At 29.8% G+C, this 21,957-nt stretch carries 15 protein-coding genes and 1 riboswitch; of the genes, 14 read left to right on the top strand and 1 reads right to left on the bottom strand.

Going from position 1 to position 21,957, the window contains the following annotated elements; translation table 11 throughout:
- The first annotated feature begins 193 nt into the window (after positions 1-193).
- The 11 genes from ltrA to guaA all read left to right on the top strand — a co-directional run bounded on the left by ltrA (position 194) and on the right by guaA (position 13,536).
- Positions 194-1,591, top strand: a complete 1,398-nt coding sequence (ltrA, locus tag HCG76_RS12170) for a group II intron reverse transcriptase/maturase (protein WP_221719007.1) — start codon at positions 194-196, stop codon at positions 1,589-1,591.
- Positions 1,592-1,736: 145 nt separating this feature from the next.
- Positions 1,737-2,117, top strand: coding sequence for a PH domain-containing protein (locus tag HCG76_RS12165; RefSeq protein WP_221701218.1), 381 nt, complete (start codon positions 1,737-1,739; stop codon positions 2,115-2,117).
- 36 nt (positions 2,118-2,153) lie between these two features.
- Complete coding sequence (locus HCG76_RS12160) at positions 2,154-2,576, top strand: C-GCAxxG-C-C family (seleno)protein (protein ID WP_221701217.1); 423 nt, start codon at positions 2,154-2,156, stop codon at positions 2,574-2,576.
- Between the two features lie 223 nt (positions 2,577-2,799).
- A complete protein-coding gene (locus tag HCG76_RS12155) occupies positions 2,800-3,723 on the top strand; it encodes a DNA-3-methyladenine glycosylase family protein (protein WP_221701216.1) in 924 nt (307 codons plus the stop codon).
- A gap of 181 nt (positions 3,724-3,904) precedes the next feature.
- A complete protein-coding gene (locus HCG76_RS12150; RefSeq protein ID WP_221701215.1) occupies positions 3,905-4,972 on the top strand; it encodes a M28 family metallopeptidase in 1,068 nt (355 codons plus the stop codon).
- 211 nt (positions 4,973-5,183) lie between these two features.
- Positions 5,184-6,695, top strand: a complete 1,512-nt coding sequence (locus HCG76_RS12145) for a 4Fe-4S dicluster domain-containing protein (RefSeq protein ID WP_221701214.1) — start codon at positions 5,184-5,186, stop codon at positions 6,693-6,695.
- Between the two features lie 338 nt (positions 6,696-7,033).
- Positions 7,034-7,318: a co-chaperone GroES gene (gene groES / locus HCG76_RS12140; RefSeq protein ID WP_221701213.1), complete on the top strand. Its 285-nt coding sequence runs from the start codon at positions 7,034-7,036 to the stop codon at positions 7,316-7,318.
- A gap of 17 nt (positions 7,319-7,335) precedes the next feature.
- Positions 7,336-8,964 (top strand): chaperonin GroEL, encoded by a 1,629-nt coding sequence (gene groL, locus HCG76_RS12135; RefSeq protein ID WP_221701212.1) that lies wholly within the window; start codon positions 7,336-7,338, stop codon positions 8,962-8,964.
- Between the two features lie 237 nt (positions 8,965-9,201).
- Complete coding sequence (locus HCG76_RS12130; RefSeq protein WP_221701211.1) at positions 9,202-9,951, top strand: prepilin peptidase; 750 nt, start codon at positions 9,202-9,204, stop codon at positions 9,949-9,951.
- Positions 9,952-10,112: 161 nt separating this feature from the next.
- Positions 10,113-10,210: riboswitch (purine riboswitch) on the top strand.
- A 165-nt stretch (positions 10,211-10,375) separates the two neighbouring features.
- On the top strand, positions 10,376-11,830 hold the full coding sequence (gene guaB / locus HCG76_RS12125) for an IMP dehydrogenase (RefSeq protein ID WP_221701210.1): 1,455 nt from the start codon (positions 10,376-10,378) through the stop codon (positions 11,828-11,830).
- Between the two features lie 164 nt (positions 11,831-11,994).
- Positions 11,995-13,536, top strand: coding sequence for a glutamine-hydrolyzing GMP synthase (gene guaA, locus HCG76_RS12120; protein ID WP_221701209.1), 1,542 nt, complete (start codon positions 11,995-11,997; stop codon positions 13,534-13,536).
- 47 nt (positions 13,537-13,583) lie between these two features.
- Here guaA and HCG76_RS12115 read toward each other — a convergent pair whose 3' ends face one another.
- Entirely contained in the window at positions 13,584-14,459 is an 876-nt protein-coding gene (locus HCG76_RS12115) for an AraC family transcriptional regulator (protein ID WP_221701208.1), read from the bottom strand.
- A 154-nt stretch (positions 14,460-14,613) separates the two neighbouring features.
- On the opposite strand from HCG76_RS12115, the gene HCG76_RS12110 reads away from it, so the two are divergent.
- The 3 genes from HCG76_RS12110 to HCG76_RS12100 are packed head-to-tail and all read left to right on the top strand — an operon-like array spanning position 14,614 to position 21,870.
- On the top strand, positions 14,614-15,714 hold the full coding sequence (locus HCG76_RS12110; protein ID WP_221701207.1) for a hypothetical protein: 1,101 nt from the start codon (positions 14,614-14,616) through the stop codon (positions 15,712-15,714).
- A gap of 8 nt (positions 15,715-15,722) precedes the next feature.
- Complete coding sequence (locus HCG76_RS12105; protein ID WP_221701206.1) at positions 15,723-18,146, top strand: discoidin domain-containing protein; 2,424 nt, start codon at positions 15,723-15,725, stop codon at positions 18,144-18,146.
- A gap of 1 nt (position 18,147) precedes the next feature.
- On the top strand, positions 18,148-21,870 hold the full coding sequence (locus HCG76_RS12100) for a fibronectin type III domain-containing protein (RefSeq protein WP_221701205.1): 3,723 nt from the start codon (positions 18,148-18,150) through the stop codon (positions 21,868-21,870).
- Positions 21,871-21,957: the final 87 nt, after the last annotated feature.

Here is a 21,957-nt window from a genome sequence, read left to right as displayed (position 1 = left end):
CAGATGTATGAGATGAAGGTTGTTGCTCTTACCTGGGGAGGTCTGATAGATATATTGCTAATAAAGATGACTTTCTAAAGCAATAACCTACATAGTGATATGTAGCTGAACTATCAGAAGTCAGCAGAAGTCATAGTAACTCCGCTAATCGCGATAGCGGATGAAGGACTGAACTTTAAGGAGGTTTTGAATTTTGAAAGTTTCGCAGAATAATCAAAGATTGCAGAAAACTAAATATTTAGGCTCTAGTGCCCAAGATAGAGTGGAACTTGAACATAAGCAAAGAGCGCATAGAGGATTCTCGGCAACTTCAAAAGGAGAGAACGGTGAATTTGAATATGGCTCATTAGAAAGAATATTATCTAGGGAAAACTTGCTTCTAGCAATGAATAGAGTAATATCTAATAAAGGAAGTCATGGAGTTGATGGAATAACAGTTTATGAACTTAAACAATTTCTACAAACAAATTGGCCTCAAATTAGAGAAGATATATTTAATAATGAGTATAGACCAATGCCAGTTAGAAGGGTTGAAATTCCAAAATCAGATGGAGGTACTAGATTACTAGGAATACCTACGGTTTTAGATAGATTTATCCAACAAGCAATTGCGCAAGAACTAAACCTAATTTATGATGAAAATTTCTCAGAAAGTAGCTTTGGATTCCGNAGAGGTGCAAAAGATGCAATAAAGAAAGCTGAAAGTTATATTAATGAAGGTTATAGATGGGTTGTAGACATAGACTTAGAGAAATTCTTTGATAAAGTAAACCATGATATTTTAATGTATAAGCTATCGAAAGACATTAAAGATAAAAGAGTTTTGAAATTAATAAGAAAATATCTACAATCAGGAATAATGATTAATGGAATAGTGGTATCAAACGAAGAAGGAACGCCACAAGGTGGGCCGCTAAGTCCGTTATTATCTAACATTATACTAGATGAATTAGATAAGGAATTAGAGAAAAGAGGACATAGATTTTGTCGCTACGCGGACGACTGTAATATTTATGTAAAGAGTAAAAGATCTGGAGAGAGGGTTATGGAAAACATAACCAGATTTATTGAAGGGAAACTAAGACTCAAAGTAAATATTAATAAAAGTGCAGTTGAAACACCTTGGAAAAGAAAATTCTTAGGGTTCACACTAGGAATTATGTTTGGTAAGGCATACTCAAGCATATCTAAACAATCAGTAAGGAAGCATAAAGACAAACTCCGAGAAATATTATCAAGGTCAAAACCGATGACTTTGGAACAAAGAATAATTAAGCTAAATCAAGTTAATATAGGTTGGATTAATTATTATGGAATAGCAAAGTGCAAAGGTATTGTTGCTCAATTGGATAAATGGATTAAACAGAGATTAAGAATGTGTATATGGAAACAATGGAAGAAGGTTAAAACAAGATATAAAAACCTTAAGAAATTAGGACTTAATCACTATCAAGCAATAAAATTCGCCAATACCCGTAAAGGATACTGGCGAGTAGCAAATAGTGCAATATTAAATACTACACTAACAAATCAATTCTTTAACGACTTAGGCTTGAAAAGCCTAACACGTCAATATATTAAAATTCATTAAACTTAAGGAACCGCCGTGTACCAGACCGGTACGCACGGTGGTGTGAGAGGTCGGTAGATAAAATAATTATCTGCCTCCTACTCGATTCGTGATATAATTTAAATAAGATTTTATTATAGTTATATATGATTGGAGGAGCTATAGTATGGAAGAAAGTAAGAAAAGAGAATTTAATTTTTATGGAGAAATAGAAATTCCAACATCATTGATGCAATTTGTAGGTAGTAATGAAAAGCCTTTATTTGCTGTAAAGACTGTTAGGGATGCAGCATTATTTACAGATAAAAAGGTACTTATATGTGATAAACAAGGAATTACTGGCAAGAAGACAGAGTATTATGCAATTCCTTATAATAAAATAGTAACTTATTCAATAGAAACAGCAGGTCATTTTGATATTGACTCAGAAATTAAGCTATTTTTAACTGGGGGAATAGAAATAGAAATGCAATTCTTAAGAGGAAAGAATATGGACCAATTACTTAAAAAGGTATTTAGTGTTATAAATGAGTATGCAACCTTATAATAAATTAGGTTTTATATAGAAAGTGAGACTAATTAAATGTTATTAGAAACAACAATGAAATATTACGATAATAAATATGATTTAAATTGTGCTGAATGTATACTTGTAGCAGTAAATGAAGAGTATGATTTAAATATTTCTAAGCAAACCTTAATGACTATGTCATCATTTGGGGGTGGTATGGCAATAGGTAGTACTTGTGGGGCTGCAACTGGAGCAATAGCTGCATTAGGTATAATGTTTACTAATGAGCGAGGGCATAATAGTCCTCACGTAAGAGAGATGACAGGAAGATTTTTAAGTGAGTTTAATAGAAGAATGGGGACGTTAGATTGTATTCCATTAAAAGATAAGTATTTTGAATTTGAAACTAGATGCTCAAAAATGATGAGAGTATCAGCTGAAGTTTTAGAAGAAATAGTAGAAGAGTATAAGACTATATATTCAATTAATAGATAAAATTTATATAATAATTTAAGCCATTATAGATAAGTAAATATAACTATAATGGCTTAAATTAATTATAGGTTTTTCTATTGAAAAGTAATGATAATTAATATAGCATAGATAATATAAATTATTAATTAATAATATTTTTCTTTAGAATATAAAATTATAAACTTAGAAAGAATAAAGTATAAATAATAAATTAAAAAGATACCATAAATAATGAGGTGGAAATATGAATTATACAAATATAATAGAAAAAGAAAACTCAATAGTATTAGAGAATGTTAAAGATTTTAATATAAAACAAATACTAGAGTGTGGACAATGCTTTAGATGGGAAAGAATAAGTGATACTAATTACATAATAGTTGCATATAGAAGAGTAATAGAGGTTATTCAAGAAGGAAGTACAGTAACAATACTAAATACTAATATGAATGATTTTAATGAAATATGGAAAAATTACTTTGATTTAGATGTTAATTATGAAGAGGTAAAAGAGGAATTATCAAAGGATGAGCTTTTAAAGAAAAGTGTTGAGTTTGGATATGGTATAAGAATACTGAATCAAGATCCTTTTGAAATGTTAATAAGCTTTATAATATCAGCAAGAAATAGTATTCCTTCAATAATGAAAACTATTAAAAAAATATCTGAAAGATGGGGAGATAGGATAGAATATAAAGATAATATTTATTATGCATTTCCAACGCCAGAGCAATTAAAGGAAGTATCTTTAGAAGAAATAAAAGAGACAGGAGCATCTTTTAGAAGTAAGTATATAGTAGATACTATTTCAAAAGTAAATGCAGCACTTGATGCTAAGAATAATGGAGAATTAACAGAAGAACTAGAGCAATTTGATTTAGAATATATAAAATCATTGCCTGTTGATGAATGTCATAAAGCACTACAAAATTTTATGGGGGTAGGTGCTAAGGTAGCCGATTGTATAATGTTATTTTCAATGAGTAAACATTCAGCCTTTCCAGTAGATGTTTGGATAAAAAGAGCAATGATACATTTTTATTTAGCACCAGATGTATCATTAAATAAAATAAGAGTATTTGGAAGAGAAAAATTTGGTGAGTTAGCAGGGCTTGCACAACAATATCTATTCTATTATGCAAGAGAAAACAATATTAAAGTAGAATAATTAAAGTAGTTAGTTTTAGTTTATAGATAGTAATATCAACAATAGATTTTATTAATTTATTGTTGATATTATTTTTTTATAATAGTATAAATATATTGAAAAAAACTTTAGAATATATTTAGGATGAAATGGGTAACATAAAAAGAAATGGCTAGAATTTAATATATTAGGAGAGGTTATTATGAATATAAAAAATAAATTAATATCTATTATATCTAGTACGTTAGTTTTAAGTTTTCTTTTCACTAGTTGTACTAATGGAATAGAGAAGAATGTATCTAGTAAAGATATAATTTCAAATAGTGAGCAGATAAATAATAAAGCATATAAAGATCCTAAAAATTTAGATATTGAGAGTATAATGAAAGAGCTAACATCAGATGAATATTTATCTAGAGTTGTTGGTACTGATGAAAATACTAAATCAGCAGAATTTATAAAAAGTTATTTTGAAAAAGTTGGATTAGAAGCATTTAATAATGGTAGCTTTTATCATCAAATTCCTTTAAATAAAGAGATGAGATCCATATTTAATCCAAATGAGGAAAATAATAATGAAGTAAATAATATTATTGGATTAATAAAAGGTAAAGATAGCTCTAAAGCAGTTGTAATTTCGGCTCATTTTGATCATGTTACTATAAGGCAAAGGCTTGAAGAGGCATCTAATAATAATGATACTTCACAAATAAAAGTAACAAAAATTGAAGGAGCTATTGATAATGCTTCAGGAATTTCAGTATTGCTAGAGGCAGCTAAGGATTTAGCTAAATATTATAATAATAAAAAACCAGAACATGATATAATTTTTGTAGCCTTTAATGCAGAAGAGTTGGGGTTAATAGGAAGCTCAAAATTTGTAAATGATTTTAAAGATAATTATGAAGATTGGTATAATATAAATATTGATTGTGTTGGCATAAAAGGAGACGAGGGATTAGCTGTAAAAAATACTAATCCATTATGTCAAGAACTATATGATGATTTTATTGAAGTGCTAGATGAGGATAAAGTTTATTATGAAATGGTTCCATATGCTAGTAATAAAGAGGGAAGAATCGTAGGTAGTAGTGACCATATGTCATTTAGAAGAGATAATGATGCATCTTTAGTAATTGGGCAAGATGGAATAGTAGGAGTTGTTCATAGTGAAGATGATAATATGTCTATTGTTGACTTTGAGTTAATAGAGAGTATTAAAGATGCTTTAGTAGACTTTATAATAAAGAGTGATAGCAAGATTTATTAGGGTATTATAAAAATTAGTCTTATGAATGTATTTCGTAAGGCTTTTTTTATTTTTATTACGAGTTAAATAGTAAAAAAATCACAAAAAATATGTATTATAATGTAAAATAATTTTGATAAATAAAATTGTCAGAATATTATGAAATAAAGGTCAAAAATGGCAAAATATTGTATAATTAGAAGTGGTATACAGAACGGATGGGAGTGGTGATATGTTTAAGTTTGAAACTCAGCTAAAGAAGTTAAAGCATGAAGTATTAACGGAAGTTGCAAGACTTGCTAAGAATGATGATATTAATTTAGAGAGTATTGAAAAGGTTCCTTATGAAGTTATTAAAGGGGATGTAGCGCAATATAGATGTTGTGTTTATAAAGAAAGGGCTATAGTTTTAGAAAGAGCAAAGCTTGCTGCTGGATATTTAGCAAATGGAGATAATGCAGAAGAGTCTCTAATAGATATAAGACCAGATGAGCAAATTATTTATGTTATAGAAGCAGCTTGTGACAGATGCCCTATAAATAAGTTTAATGTTACAGACTCATGTAGAAATTGTCTTGCACATAGATGTCAAGAGGCATGTAATTTTGGAGCTATAACAATTGTTAATGGAAGAGCATATATAAATCAAGAATTATGTAAAGAGTGTGGAGGTTGTAAAAAGGCATGTCCTTATGATGCTATATCAGAAGTTATGAGACCTTGTAAGAGATCATGTCCAACAGGTGCTTTAGATATAAATCCTGATGATAGAAGAGCTATGATAAAAGAAGAAATTTGTGTTAACTGTGGATCGTGTATGAGATCATGCCCATTTGGAGCTATTTCTGATAAAAGTTTAATAGTACCAGTTGCTAAGAGATTAGGTAGAAATAGAAAAATGTATGCCGTAGTTGCACCAGCAATAACAGGTCAATTTGGTCCAACTATGAATTATGGTAAAGTTAGAAATGCAATAAAGTCTCTTGGATTTGAAGATATGGTTGAGGCAGCATTAGGAGCAGATGCAGTTACAGTTCATGAAGCTAATGAATTTGTTGAGAGAATGGAAAGAGGGGATAAATATATGACAAACTCCTGTTGTCCAGGCTTCTTAAGTTTTATAGAAAAGACTAATCCAAGTGAAAAGGATAGAATTTCAGGAACAGTATCTCCAATGGTTGCAGCAGCAAGATTTATAAAGAAAAATGATCCAGATGCAAAGGTTGTATTTATAGGACCTTGTACAGCTAAGAAGGGTGAAGCTGTTAGAGTAGGAATAGCCGATGCTGTTGACTATGTATTGACATTTGAAGAGTTACTTGCTTTATTTGAAGCATTTGATATTAATCCTTTTGAGTGTGAAGAAGAAAATGTTAATGATGCTTCTGTATTTGGAAGAAACTTTGGAGCAGCAGGAGGATTAACTGCAGCTATTAAGAATTATGTTGCTGATAGTGGAGTACAAGTAGACTTTAAGCCTGTTCAAGTATCAGGAGTGGATTGTAAGAAGACTATGATGCTTGCCAAGTTAGGTAAATTACCTGGAAACTTTATTGAGGGCATGATGTGCGAAGGTGGATGTATTAATGGTGCAGGAACAATAGTACCACCACTTAGAGCTAAAGTAGCATTTACTAAGATTAATAATGGAACAACTATTAAAGCTGTTCTTAAGAATACAACTCTAAAAGAGTTTGAAGATGTTAATTTAGAGAGAGAAAGTATTTTAGAAGAAAGTAAATAAATATTGTACAAGTTGCCCCAGGGGCATGCGAAATATGTAAATAAAGTATTTTGGATTTAAAATTAAAAGCTATGAATTTATGAATAAAGTAATAAATTCATAGCTTTTAAGGTACAGAAAAATTTTTTTATACAGAGGATTTAAAAATACTAGAAAATTAATGGAAAACAAAGTAAATTAAAAATAAATTACTATAATTAGTAATATTTGAACCTAGTAGGGTAATAATATAGAAAGTAATTGTTGAAAGATTACAGTTAAAATTATATTATAAATATAAAGATGTTAGCACTCTAGTAAAGCGAGTGCTAATAATGAAAATATAGGAGGGTTTATTTATGAATATAAAACCATTAGGTGATAGAGTAGTAATACAAAAATTAGAAGCTGAAACAACTACAAAGAGTGGAATACTATTAACAGGAAGTGCAAAGGAGCAACCACAAGAAGCTAAGGTAGTTGCAATAGGGCCAGGAGCAATGGTTGAGGGAAAGAGAGTTCCTATGGATGTAGAAGTTGGAAATAAGGTGTTATATTCTAAATATGCAGGAACAGACGTAAAAGTTAATGGCGAAGAATATATAATATTAAAACAAGATGATATATTAGCAATAGTAGAATAGTTGGGAGGTAAATTATTATGGCAAAGATGATTCAATTTGGTGAAGAAGCTAGAAGAGCAATGCAAGTTGGTGTTGATAAGTTAGCAGATACAGTTAAGGTTACTTTAGGACCTAAAGGAAGAAATGTAGTTTTAGATAAGAAGTTTGGTTCACCACTTATTACTAATGATGGTGTTTCAATTGCAAGAGAAATAGAATTAGAAGATCCATATGAAAATATGGGAGCTCAATTAGTAAAGGAAGTTGCAACAAAAACTAATGATGTTGCAGGGGATGGTACTACTACAGCGACTCTTTTAGCTCAAGCTATTATAAGAGAAGGATTAAAAAATGTAACAGCTGGTGCAAACCCAATGTTACTTAGAAATGGTATAAGAACAGCTGTAGAAACTGCAGTTAAAGAAATATTAGAAATATCTAAGCCTGTTAATGGTAAAGAAGATATAGCTAGAGTTGCAGCTATTTCAGCAGCTGATGATGAAATAGGTAAGCTTATTTCAGATGCTATGGAAAAGGTAGGTAATGAAGGAGTTATTACTGTTGAAGAGTCTAAGTCAATGGGAACTGAATTAGACGTAGTTGAAGGTATGCAATTTGATAGAGGATATATATCTCCATACATGGTAACTGATACAGAAAAAATGGAAGCTGTATTAGATAATCCACTTATCTTAATAACTGATAAAAAGATTACAAACATACAAGAAATATTACCAGTATTAGAGCAAATAGTTCAAGCTGGTAAAAAGTTATTAATTATAGCAGAAGATATTGAGGGAGAAGCAATGGCTACATTAGTAGTTAATAAATTAAGAGGAACATTTAATTGTGTTGCTGTTAAGGCTCCTGGATTTGGTGATAGAAGAAAAGAGATGCTTCAAGATATAGCTATATTAACTGGTGGTCAAGTAATTTCTGAAGAATTAGGAAGAGACCTAAAAGAAACTACTATAGATATGCTAGGTCAAGCTGAAAGTGTTAAGATTTCTAAGGAAAATACTACTATAGTAAATGGTAGAGGAGATAGCACAGCTATTAAAGAAAGAGTTCACCAAATAAGAACTCAAATAGAAGAAACTACTTCTGAATTTGATAAAGAAAAATTACAAGAAAGATTAGCTAAGCTTGCTGGTGGAGTTGCAGTAATTAAAGTTGGTGCTGCTACAGAAACAGAACTTAAAGAGAGAAAGCTTAGAATTGAAGATGCTTTAGCTGCTACTAAGGCTGCAGTTGAAGAAGGTATAGTACCAGGTGGTGGAACTGCTTATGTTAATGTAATCAACAAAGTTGCAGAATTAAAATCAGATGTTGCTGATACACAAGTTGGTATAAATATTATAGTTAGAGCATTAGAAGAGCCTATGAGACAAATTGCTACTAATGCAGGTGTTGAAGGTTCTGTAATAATAGAAAGAATTAAGAATTCAGAAACTGGAATGGGATATGATGCATTACATGATAAGTATGTAAATATGCTTAAAGCAGGAATAGTTGACCCAACTAAGGTTACAAGAAGCGCACTTCAAAATGCTGCATCTGTAGCATCAACATTCTTAACAACAGAAGCAGCTGTTGTAGATATTCCTCAAAAAGAGGCTCCAATGCCAGGTGCACCAGGAATGGGCGGAATGGATGGAATGTACTAATATAATATAAATATAAAAAATAACATAATAGCTTAAGCTATTATGTTATTTTGTTATGGAAATAAATATGTATTAATAGAGAAAAAGTGAATATTTTACATGATAAAAAGTATTAAAATTAAAAAAATATTTGTAAGAAGTAACGAGGATTTTAACAATTTATAGAAAATGTTTACTAAAGATGGTATAATATCTAAGCTAAGTAATAATTAATAAGTAGTATTTAAAGGAGTAATAATGGAAATTGTTTTTATAGTATTATTAGGGTTAATTATAGGAAGTTTTTTAAATGTTTGTATATATCGAATAGCAAGAGAAGAATCAATATCTTTTCCACAATCTCATTGTACAAGCTGTGGATATAATTTAAAACCTAAAGATTTAGTACCTGTTTTTAGTTATATATTTTTAGGTGGGAAATGTAGATGTTGTAAAGAAAAGATATCTATAAAATATCCTTTAATTGAAATTTTAAATTCTTGTTTATATGTATTAATTTATTTAAGATTTGGATTTACTTTAGAGTTATTTAAATTTTGTATGTTTGCATCATTATTGATAGTAATAGCATTTATTGATTTTGAAACTAAATATATTTACAATTCTACAGTTATATTTGGTGTAATTTCAGGAATAGTATTTAATGCACTAATATGGATAGAAAATAAATCTATTCAGTGGGATTATATAGTTGGTGCTTTTATTGGATTTGGAATTATCTATCTAATAGTTATTTTAACAGGTGGAATGGGTGAAGGTGATGTGGATATTGCATTGATTTGTGGATTATTTTTGGGGATAAAAGGAGTTATAGTAACTTTATTTATAGCAATAATTCTTGGGGGAATTGTAGGTTCTATAATTTTAATTTTAAAACTTAAAGACAGAAAGGCAGAAATTGCATTTGGACCTTATTTAGCAATTGGAGGAATAATATCATGCCTTTATGGAAATTATTTAATAGAGATATATTTGAGTAGATTTTAGATTAGATTAATTTAATATTATCTAAAATAAAATTACTAAAATAAAGGATATGTAATAATAAAATAATTAAGAATAGAGAAAAATATTAATATAATAAAAAGGATAAGATTTATTATATTGACAAGCTATCTTCCATAAACTATAATGATAAAAAGCGAAAAAACACGAATAATAAAACAACTCATATAAGCCCTGAATATGGCAGGGCGTTTCTACTGAAAACCTTAAATTTTCATCTATGAGTGAATTTGATATATTTACCTAAACACGAATAATGTTTAAAGTAAAAGTATATTAACGTTCACTTCATAGATAGTGGACTTAATATGCTTTTTTTTATTTTAATCAGCCCTAAGAGTAAAATAAAAAAGGCATTTGCAAATACATAGATTAATAAAAATAAAAGTGATGGGAGAGATTAAGTATGGCAAGAATATTAAAAACAGCTTACACATTTGATGATGTATTATTAGTACCAAATAAATCAGAGGTTTTACCACATCAGGTTAGTTTAAAAACTCAATTAACAAAAACAATAACATTAAACATACCATTAATGAGTGCAAGTATGGATACAGTTACTGAATCGAAAATGGCTATAGCTATGGCTAGAGAAGGTGGAATCGGAATTATCCACAAAAACATGCCAATAGAAGATCAAGCAAGAGAAGTTGATAGAGTTAAAAGACAAGAAAATGGAGTAATCACAGATCCAATATTCTTAAATGAAGACCATACAGTAAGAGAAGCATTAGAATTAATGGCTAGATACAGAATTTCAGGAGTTCCAGTTACAAGAGGAACTCAATTAGTTGGTATAATCACTAATAGAGATATTGTATTTGAAACAAATTACGATAAATTAGTTTCAGAAGTTATGACTAAGAGCCCATTAGTAACAGCTGGAGAAGGAACTACTTTAGATGAAGCATTAGAAATATTAAAGACTCATAAAATAGAAAAATTACCTTTAGTTGATAAAGATAATAACTTAAAAGGTCTTATTACAATAAAAGATATAGAAAAAGTTAGAGCATATCCAAATGCAGCAAAAGATTCAAGAGGAAGACTTCTTTGTGGAGCTTCAGTTGGAATAACAGCTGATATGATGGATAGAGTTGATGCTTTAGTTAAAGCACAGGTTGACGTTATTACATTAGATACAGCTCATGGACATTCACAAGGGGTTATTAATGGCGTTAAGACAATAAAAGCTAAGTATCCAGAACTTCAAATAATAGCTGGTAATGTTGCTACTGCAGAAGCTACAAGAGATTTAGCAGAAGCTGGAGCAGACTGTGTTAAGGTTGGTATAGGACCAGGATCTATTTGTACAACAAGAATAGTTGCTGGTGTAGGTGTTCCTCAATTAACTGCAGTTATGGATTGTGCTGAAGAAGGAAGAAAATATGGAGTTCCAGTAATTGCTGATGGTGGACTTAAGTACTCAGGGGATATAGTTAAGGCTTTAGCTGGAGGAGCTTGTGCTTGTATGATGGGATCAATGCTTGCAGGTTGTGAAGAAGCTCCAGGAGAAATGGAAATATATCAAGGAAGAAGCTACAAAGTTTATAGAGGAATGGGATCTTTAGGAGCAATGGAAAAAGGTTCATCTGATAGATACTTCCAAAATGGAACTAAGAAGTTTGTTCCAGAAGGTGTTGAAGGAAGAGTTGCTTATAAGGGTTATGTAGCAGATACTTTATACCAATTAATTGGTGGAATAAGATCTGGTATGGGATACCTTGGAGCTCCAACTTTAGAAGATTTATATGAAAATGCAGGATTTGTTGTTCAAACTGCGTCAGGAATAAGGGAAAGTCATCCACATGATATAAATATTACTAAGGAAGCTCCAAACTATAGCGTTAGAGAGTAATATAAATTGATAATGGCAAGTAGCAATTTAAATTGTTGTTTGCCATTTACATTATAGTTAATATAACGAACTATTATTTTGAAAAGCAAATAAATGTTCATGTTTTTGTTGAAAAATGTATAATTTTACGAGATAATAAAGAAAAAGACATTAGGAGGATTCTAATGAGTAGAGAATTAGTATTAGTACTTGACTTTGGTGGTCAATATAACCAATTAATTGCAAGAAGAGTTAGAGAGTGTAATGTATATTGTGAGGTTCATCCTTATAATTTAAGCATTGAAAAAATAAGAGAAATGAATCCAAAAGGAATCATATTCACTGGTGGACCAAATAGTGTATATGGTGAAAATTCTCCTTTATGTGATAAAGCTATATTTGAATTAGGAATACCTGTACTTGGTATTTGTTATGGTTCACAACTTATGGCTCATGTTCTTGGAGGTAGTGTTGCAACTGCGCCAGTAAGTGAATATGGTAAGACTGTAGTTAAAGTTGATAATAAATCAAAGTTATTTGATGGTGTACATGAAACAACAATTTGTTGGATGAGTCACACTGATTATATAGAAAAATCTCCAGAAGGATTTAAAATAGTAGGTAATACTCCTGTTTGTCCAGTAGCAGCTATGGAATGTGAGGAAAAGAATCTTTATGCAGTTCAATTCCATCCAGAAGTTATGCATACTGTAGAAGGAACTAAAATGTTATCAAACTTTGTTTATAACATTTGTGAATGTTCAGGAGATTGGAAAATGGATTCATTTGTTGAAAAGACAATTGAAGAAATAAGAGAAAAAGTGGGAAATGGTAAAGCGTTATGTGCATTATCAGGTGGTGTTGATTCATCTGTTGCAGCAGTAATGTTATCAAAGGCAATTGGTAAGCAATTAACTTGTGTATTTGTTGACCATGGTCTACTTAGAAAAAATGAAGGTGATGAAGTAGAAGCTATATTTGGACCAGAAGGACAATATGACCTAAACTTCATAAGAGTAAATGCTCAAGAAAGATTCTATGAAAAATTAGCTGGAGTAGAAGATCCAGAAACTAAGAGAAAAATCATAGGTGAAGAATTTATAAGAGTATTTGAAGAAGAAGCTAAGAAAATTGGAGCTGTGGACTTCTTAGTTCAAGGTACAATTTATCCAGATATAATTGAAAGTGGATTAGGTGAATCTGCAGTTATTAAATCTCATCATAACGTTGGAGGACTTCCTGACTACGTTGATTTTAAAGAAATAATCGAACCATTAAGATTATTATTTAAAGATGAAGTTAGAAAAGCTGGATTAGAGCTTGGAATTCCTGAAAAATTAGTATACAGACAGCCATTCCCAGGCCCAGGTCTTGGTATAAGAATAATTGGTGAAGTAACTGCTGAGAAGGTAAGAATAGTTCAAGATGCAGATGCAATTTACAGAGAAGAAATAGCTAAAGCTGGCATTGATAAAGAAATTGGTCAATATTTTGCAGCATTAACTAATATGAGATCTGTTGGAGTTATGGGAGATGAAAGAACTTATGACTATGCAATTGCTTTAAGAGCAGTAACTACAAGTGATTTCATGACAGCAGAATCTGCTGATCTTCCATGGGAAGTACTTGGAAAAGTAACAACTAGAATAGTAAATGAAGTTAATGGTGTTAACAGAGTAATGTACGATTGTACAGGAAAACCACCAGCAACTATAGAATTCGAATAAAAATAATAAAAACTGTAACTTTAGAAAAATCTAAGGTTACAGTTTTTTTATGATTCAAGTAATAATTGCTTATATTTACGTGGGTTTATTCCTATTATATTTTTAAATACTTTAGAAAAATGTTGTACATCACCAAGTCCAACATTTAAAGAAATATCTGTAAGTGATTCATTAGTAGTAAGCATTAGATTAATGGCTTTATTAACTCTATAAAGTGTTAAATATTGAAAAATAGTTAAATTAGTTGCTTTGTAAAATAGTTTACTTAAATAACGTGAGGATATATTAAGACTTTCAGATATATCAGAAATAAGAACTTTTTCTGAGTAGTGATTTTCAATATATTCAAAGGAAAGTAAAACATATCTAGGTGTAATTGTATTTTTAAAGTTTGAAAATAAAGATGTTATATCTTCTTTCTTTATAACATTTATTATAAATTCAATTAAATATAGATTACATAATGTTCTTGAAATAATGCTAGTATCATTTTTTTCTTTAATTATTGAATATAATAAAGATTTTAAATTGTTATCTGCAACTATTCTATAATGATACTTTATTGAAAAGATAATTGGAATTAAATTAATCTTAATATTATTATCCATTGTAAGAAGTAATTCTAATTCATTAACATCAATGTGAATATGAATAAATTTAGTTTTTTCTTTTGTTTCTAAATAAAATGAATGAACTATATTAGGTGGAATTATAATAATATGTCCTTTATTAGCATCAATAACCTCATCTCCAATATCCATCTTACAAGATCCCTCTATAAAATAATAAATTTCAACACTTCTATGTGTATGTCTAGGAAATGTATAATAATTTTCTCTTTCCTGAATAGTAGCGCTTATAATATATTTTTTATTTATATTTATTAAAGTATCAGAGAAGATTTCATTATCAACTTTAATCATATAAGTACCTCTCTTTTATTTGTTCCGTTTTAGACAACTTTATTTCTAAACCAGGCTTTATTATATAAGATTTAAAAATTAATTATTGATATAATTATAATATAACAATCTAATATTTTCTATATTAAGAATAAATAGGGAAAGAAGTGATAGGATGAAAAAGAATAAAACAACGAAGATGAAAAGTAAATTTAAAATTAGAAGTAAGTTAGTATGTACTGTATCTATAACTATAGCGCTAATATTAATAGTAAGTACCCTTGTGTATTCTAGAACGATTAATAATATAAACTTACAAATTGAAGGAAGTAAAATTAGTAATAATGAATATATTCGTGCTATGAATAGTAAAAAATATGAAGTTACACAGTATTTTATTGAAAAATATGGAGCGAAAATTACTGATGATTTTTGGACTAAAGAATTTGAAGGAGAATATCCTTATAAGATGTTAGCTGATAAAACTATAGAAGAGTTAAAGAGAATACATGGTATTTATGAAGTGGCAAAGGATAAAGGTTATGTTGATTCTGTAGAGTACAAGGAATTCATTGAACGATTAAATAATGAGAATGAGGCAAGAGAAAAAAGTGTAAAAGAAGGAAAACCTATTTATGGGTTGTCTAAATATACTGAAGATATATTTTTAGAGTATGAAACTGATTGTATCCAAAAGGCATATTGTAATGATTTAACAAATGAAGGAATGAAGATATCTATAGATGAAGGAAAGACATATTATAACAACAGTAAAGATAAGCTTTTTCTTAAAAATGATGATTTTGAACTAGCTTTTGTAAAGGTATACTATAGTGCGCTAGAGCTAGATGAAAATAAGACTAATGAAATAAAAAATAGCATGATAGAAGTAAGTAAAAAGATAGATGCTAATAATTCATTAGAAAGTTTATGTAAAAATAATGAATTACTTAATGAATATTTTAGTAAGGAAACAATATTATCTGCTGAAGTATCTTCTATGGCTAAAATAATGGGTGATGTATTAGAAATTGCTATGGATCTTCAATCTGGAGATGTTACACAAGTAATAGATCAAAATGGATGTTTATACTTGATACAGTGTATCAATAGAATAAATTATGATTATATACCATATGAGGAGGTGGCTGATAACGTAAAGAAAGCGTTACGTGAGGAACGTTATGAGGATATTATTACAAAACGTGCTAATGAATTAGAGGTTAGTAATGATATTAACAATGTTTATAGTTTTACAAAAAATAATGTTAAATAGGGGGAGTTATGAAAAAGAGGTTATTAAAATCAGTTAGTTTAGCACTTACTGTAGGAGTTTTTAGTTCTTTATTTACAGTAGAGACTTATGCAGAAAAAAGTTTAAAACGTACTACTGGAAGAGATTATTATATAAGTAGTCTTAATGGTGATAACAGCAATGATGCTACAACAGAAGATAAAGCATGGGAGACTTTAGATAAACTTGTTGGCGTTGACTTACAGCCTGGTGATAGAGTGTTATTGGAATCAGGATCTGTTTTTAATGGATTTATTCACTTAAAAGATGTAAGCGGAACAAAGGAAAATCCAATAGAGATAACTAAGTATGGTGGAGAAGCTAAACCTATAATTAATGGTGATGGTGAGGGTGTTTGGTATCAGGATTATGTACAACCTATGGATAACTCTGGTCATAGGAGTAAAGGATATGTATCATCTACAGTGTTACTTTATGATACAGACTTTATTAAGATTAATAATTTAGAGATTACAAATAAATCAGATGACTTTGATTATTTAAGTGCAAGTGATAAAGTATCAGCTAGAATGGATCGTACAGGTGTTGCTGCTATAGCTAAAAATGGTGGCACTATGGAATCTATTTATTTAGAAGATTTATATATACATGATGTTGATGGAAATATACAAGATAAGCATATGAATAATGGCGGAATTCAAATGAATGTTTCAAAGCCAGATAATGAGTCTGAAACTGGTATTGCTAGGTATGATGATATAGTAATTAGAGGATGTCATGTAAAGGATGTATCTCGTGCTGGAATAGTAATGGGCTACACATATAATCATGGTAAATTTAATGGGGCTGCAATTGATGATGAAACTGTTAAGAAGTATGGACATACTAATATTTTAATTGAAGAAAATTATGTTCAAAATTCAGGAAATGATGCTATATGTGTTATGTATTCATATCGTCCATTAATACAAAAAAATGTATCAGATAGAGCTGGTGTAGATATGTTAGAGTATAGCTATTGGCAAAATTTCTGTGCTACTATATGGCCTTGGAAATGCAAAGATGCTATTTTCCAAAATAACGAGGCATTTGATACAATAGGTCAAAATAATGGTGATGGTCAAGCGTGGGATATTGACTGGTCAGATGGAACAGTATATCAATATAATTACAGCCATAATAATGGTGGAGGAGCAATGCTTATATGTTTAAATGAAGCATATAATGGGGTGTTCCGTTATAATATTAGCCAAAATGATTTAAATAGTTTAATTACATTCCAAGGTAATCCATTAGCTAAAATATATAATAATGTTTTTTATGTGGATGGAGATCGTGAAACAAGAATACATCATCCTCAACCAGGAAAAAGAGGTGGACAAGGATATTTAGCTAATAATATTTTCTATAATATTAGTACAGGTAATCCAAATGATGAGTGGGAGCCAGGAAATCAACAGTTTACACATAACTTATATTATGGGTATGATACTACTCCAAATAGTGATAAGTTTGCAATAACTGAAGATCCTAAGTTTATAAATCCAGGATCAGCACCTACAAGTTCTATAGGAAAGGTTCATGATATAAGTGTATTTGATGGATACAAGGTTAAAGAAGATTCGCCAGTTATAAATTCAGGTATATATGTTGCTGGTGGAAATGATAAGGATTTCTTTGGGAATATTGTTGGACTTATTCCTGATATAGGAATACAAGAAGTTGATACTAAAAATGAAAAACCTGTTAATGTAATTTATTCTAATGTTTATAACATTAACGAAAATGATATTAGTGGGGTAGAAAAGAAAACTACTGTTAGTAATTTCATAAGTAACTTTAAGTATTCTAATGGAGTTAACTTGAAAGTACTTAATGGAAATAAAGTTGTAAATGAAAATGAGATTGTTAAGAGTGGATACAAATTAAAGGTTACATTTGTAGATGGTAGTGTAAAAGAATATATAATTAATGTTAATAGAACATTTGTAGAATATTCCATAGATAACATGACTGCTACTGATGGAAGTCATCAAGAAGGTAATTCAACGGAGGGACCTGGAAGCCTTGCAATAGACAATAATCTGTCTACTATGTGGCATACTAACTGGAATGGGTGTCAACGTGATGAAGCTTGGATTAGTATTGATATGGGAAAGGTACAACCTATATCAATGTTAAAATATGTTCCTAGACAATCTGGTAATAACGGAATAATTAAAAAGTATTCTATTTATGTTAAAGAGAATGAGAGTGATGAATGGATAAAAGTTGAAACAGAAAAGGATGTTTGGGAAGTAAATAATCAAGCTAAATATGCTTATTTTAATACTGTAAATGCAAGATATGTTAAGTTGCATGCTGATGAAAGTGAAACAAATTCAAGTAGTATATATGTTTCAGCAGCAGAAATTAGATTGGGTATTGAGGCAATTGATGAGGAGGTGCAATAGTATGATAAAGAAAGTTTTTGCCATGGCAGTATCATGTACTATGTTATTACAAACTCTAGCTTCACCATTAATAGTTAAAGCAGAGACAGTTAATGATGATATAGTAGGAACTACTTATTATGTTAGTTCATTAGATGGTAATGATAATAATAATGGGTTATCAGAAAAAGATGCATTTTATAGCTTGCAAAAAATTAATGATATAGAATTAAAACCAGGTGATAAGGTTCTTTTAGAGGCTGGATCTGTTTTTACAAATGGATTTTTACATGTTAATGGTAGTGGTTCAGAAGAAGCTCCAATAGAAATTAATAAATATGGAGAAGGTAATAATCCTAGAATTGATACAAATGGGCAAGGAATTTGGTATCAGGATTATGGAAAGCCACTTGATAGTTCTTCTCATAAACTTAAGGGTTATGTATCATCATCTATATTGTTATATGATGTTGAATATATAAATATTAAAAATTTAGAGATTACAAATAATGCCCCAGAAATAGATTCTGTATATAATGATTTGAACACAATGAACCGTACAGGAGTAGCTGCTGTTGCAAAAAATAAGGGAACAGTAGACCATATATATTTAGATGGATTAAATGTTCATGATGTTAAGGGAAATGTTTATGATAAACACATGAATAATGGTGGTATTTATTTTACTGTGTTCAAACCTGATAATGAATCAGAAACAGGAATATCAAAATATAATGATGTAAAAATTGAAAATTGTATAGTTGAAAATGTTAATAGATGGGGTATAGCAGTAGGTTATACAGCATATTGGGATCAATTTACTGGTGCAGAAATATCTGATGAAGCAATTGCCAAGTATGGATCAACTGGAGTTGAAATAAGAAATAATTATGTAAAGGATGCTGGTGGAGATTCTATTACAACTATGTATTGTGATAGACCTATTATAGAATATAATGTTTCAGATGGGGCAGCAAGACAAATCAACACAACTGATTATTCACAAACAGGTTCTGGAAGAGTTGCTGCAGGAATATGGCCATGGAAGTGTAAGAATGCTGTATTCCAATATAATGAAGCTTTTGATACTTGTGTGAATCAAGATGGTCAAGCTTGGGATGCTGATTCTGGAGATGGAACAATTTATCAATATAATTACAGTCACAATAATGGTGGGGGAACTGTTATGGTTTGTCTTGGTGAAGCTATCAATACAGTATTCCGCTATAATATAAGTCAAAATGATTTAGGTGGAATATTAAACTTACCAAATCATCCAAATGCAGATATATATAATAATACGTTTTATATTAAAGAGGGTGTTCCGTTTATTAGACCAGGTATGACTGGGGGAATAGCAACTATAGAAAATAATATTATTTATAATGCAGGTAGTGAGAAAGAAGAAAATTGGACATTAAATAATACTAGGGCAACTTATAGTAATAACTTGTATTTTAACTATAGTAATACACCATCAGAGGATCAAAATGCTGTTACAGAAGATCCTAAGTTTGTTAATGCTGGAAATGCACCAAGCTCATATACAGGAATATTACCAAGTAATGATGATAAAATTACTCATGATTTAACTGCATTTGAGGGATATAAATTACAAGATGATTCACCAGCAATAAATGCAGGAAAGTTTATTGAAAATAATGGAGGTATTGACTTCTTTGGAAATGAAGTTAAAGGAACTCCTGATATTGGAGCTTATGAATCTAATATAACTACTTTAATTTTATACTCAGATGTTTATGATATAAACCAAGAAAGTTTAACAATTTCTGGAGTGGAAAAGAATACAACTGTTGAAGTATTATTAAGTAATTTATCTTATGATAAGGAAATAACAATAGAAATATTAGATAAGAAAGATAATATATTAAGTAATAGTGACTTAGTAAGTGGTGGATATAAGGTTAGAATATCATTAAATGATAGAGTAAAAGAATATATAATTTCAGCTAATGAAGATAATAGTATTCATAGCTCAATATATATGCAAGATGAAAGTAATAAAATATTATATGTGCCTAGCTTAGATACTAATCCTACAACTGTTAGTGAGTTAAAAGAAGGAGTAATTACTCATAGCACAGCAGATATTAAAGTTTTTGATGGTGATAAAGAAATTAAATCAGAAAATATAAAAGATGGAATGACTTTAAAGGTTATTGCTGAAAATGAATCTGAAAATGCATATACTATAAAAGTAAAAAATGATTATCAATGGGCTATTGATTATACAGGTAAACAAGGAAATGTGTGGTTTGCTCAAAAGAAATCAAATGACGGGTATAAAAATTTAACAGTATATGATACACAGTATCCACAATGGAATGGTAATAATTATGGTGGAGTTGGTATAGATGCTCCTAATCATTCAACTACTCCAAGCGATGCAACACATGGATTGCTAGTAGATACAATGGGAACTACAGGACGTGAAGATGGACATTCTATGGTATATAGAGTCCCTAAATCAGGAGTAATAACATTATCTGTTAAGGATGATGAACCATATTTACGCCAAAGTGGAAATAGTGGTGGAAAAGTTAAGTTAAGCTTTACTCATAATGGAGAAGAAATAAATTCATATGAATTATCAGAAAGTTTGGTTAAGGTTGATGTTGAATCTATGGAGATTGAAGTTAATAAAGGCGACTTTATTCGTGTAGAGGCAAGAAATATAGAGAATCCATCTAAACCATCTATTCATGTAACTCCAAGAATAGTATATAAAGATGTTGAATTAGTTGATACAGAAGCACCTACAGTTCCAACTAATGTAAGAGCAGAAAATATAACAGAAAATAGTGCAGATATAAGTTGGGAAGCATCTACAGATAATGTAGGAGTAGTAGCATATGAAATTTATAATGATGATGTATTATTAACTACAATTACAGAAGGAACATCTACTAGATTAAATGAACTTACAGCTGAAACTGAATATAATTTAAGTATAAAAGCTGTTGATGCTGCAGGAAATAAATCAGAAGCAGGAACTGTATCATTTAAAACAGAAGAAATGAAGCCAGAAGTTGATACAGAAGCACCTACAGTTCCAACTAATATAAAGGCAGAAAATATAACAGAAAATAGTGCAGATATAAGCTGGGAAGCATCTACAGATAATGTAGGAGTGGTATCATATGAGGTGTACAATGGAGATAAATTATTAATAACAGTTAAAGATAAAACATCTATTAAAATAAGTGATCTTAAGGCTGATACTAAATATGATTTAAGTATAAAAGCTATTGATGCAGCAGGAAATAAATCAGAAGCAGGAACTGTATCATTTAAAACAGAAGAAATAAAGCCGGAAGTTGATACAGAAGCACCTACAGCTCCAAAAGATATTAAAGTAGAAAAGATTACAGAAAATAGTGTTTATATAAGCTGGAAAGAGTCTACAGATAATGTAGGAGTAGTAGCATATGAGGTATACAATGGAGATAAATTATTAGTAACAGTTAAAGATAAAACATCTGTTAAAATAAGTGATCTTAAAGCAGGTACTAAATATAATTTAAGTATAAAAGCTGTTGATGCAGCAGGAAATAAATCAGAAGCAGGAACTATATCATTTACAACTAAAAAAATATCAACTAGACCTAACAATGGAGGAAAATTACCTCAAACTGGAGGAATGAGTCCAATAGTAGCTTCAAGTATTTCAATGATAGCTATAACTTTAGGAACTATAGTATTAAAGAAAAAGAAGAATAAATAAAATTAAAAAATATAAAAGGTTGAAGTTTAATAATAAGCTTCAGCCTTTTATATTTTTTTATGTTAGGGTTAAGATGTTAAAGTTTAA

The organism is Clostridium sp. K13 (assembly GCF_019734195.1).
Lineage (GTDB): Bacteria > Bacillota > Clostridia > Clostridiales > Clostridiaceae > Clostridium.
The sequence above is the reverse complement of the archived record's forward strand: the minus strand, read 5'-3'. Positions and strand labels throughout refer to the sequence as shown.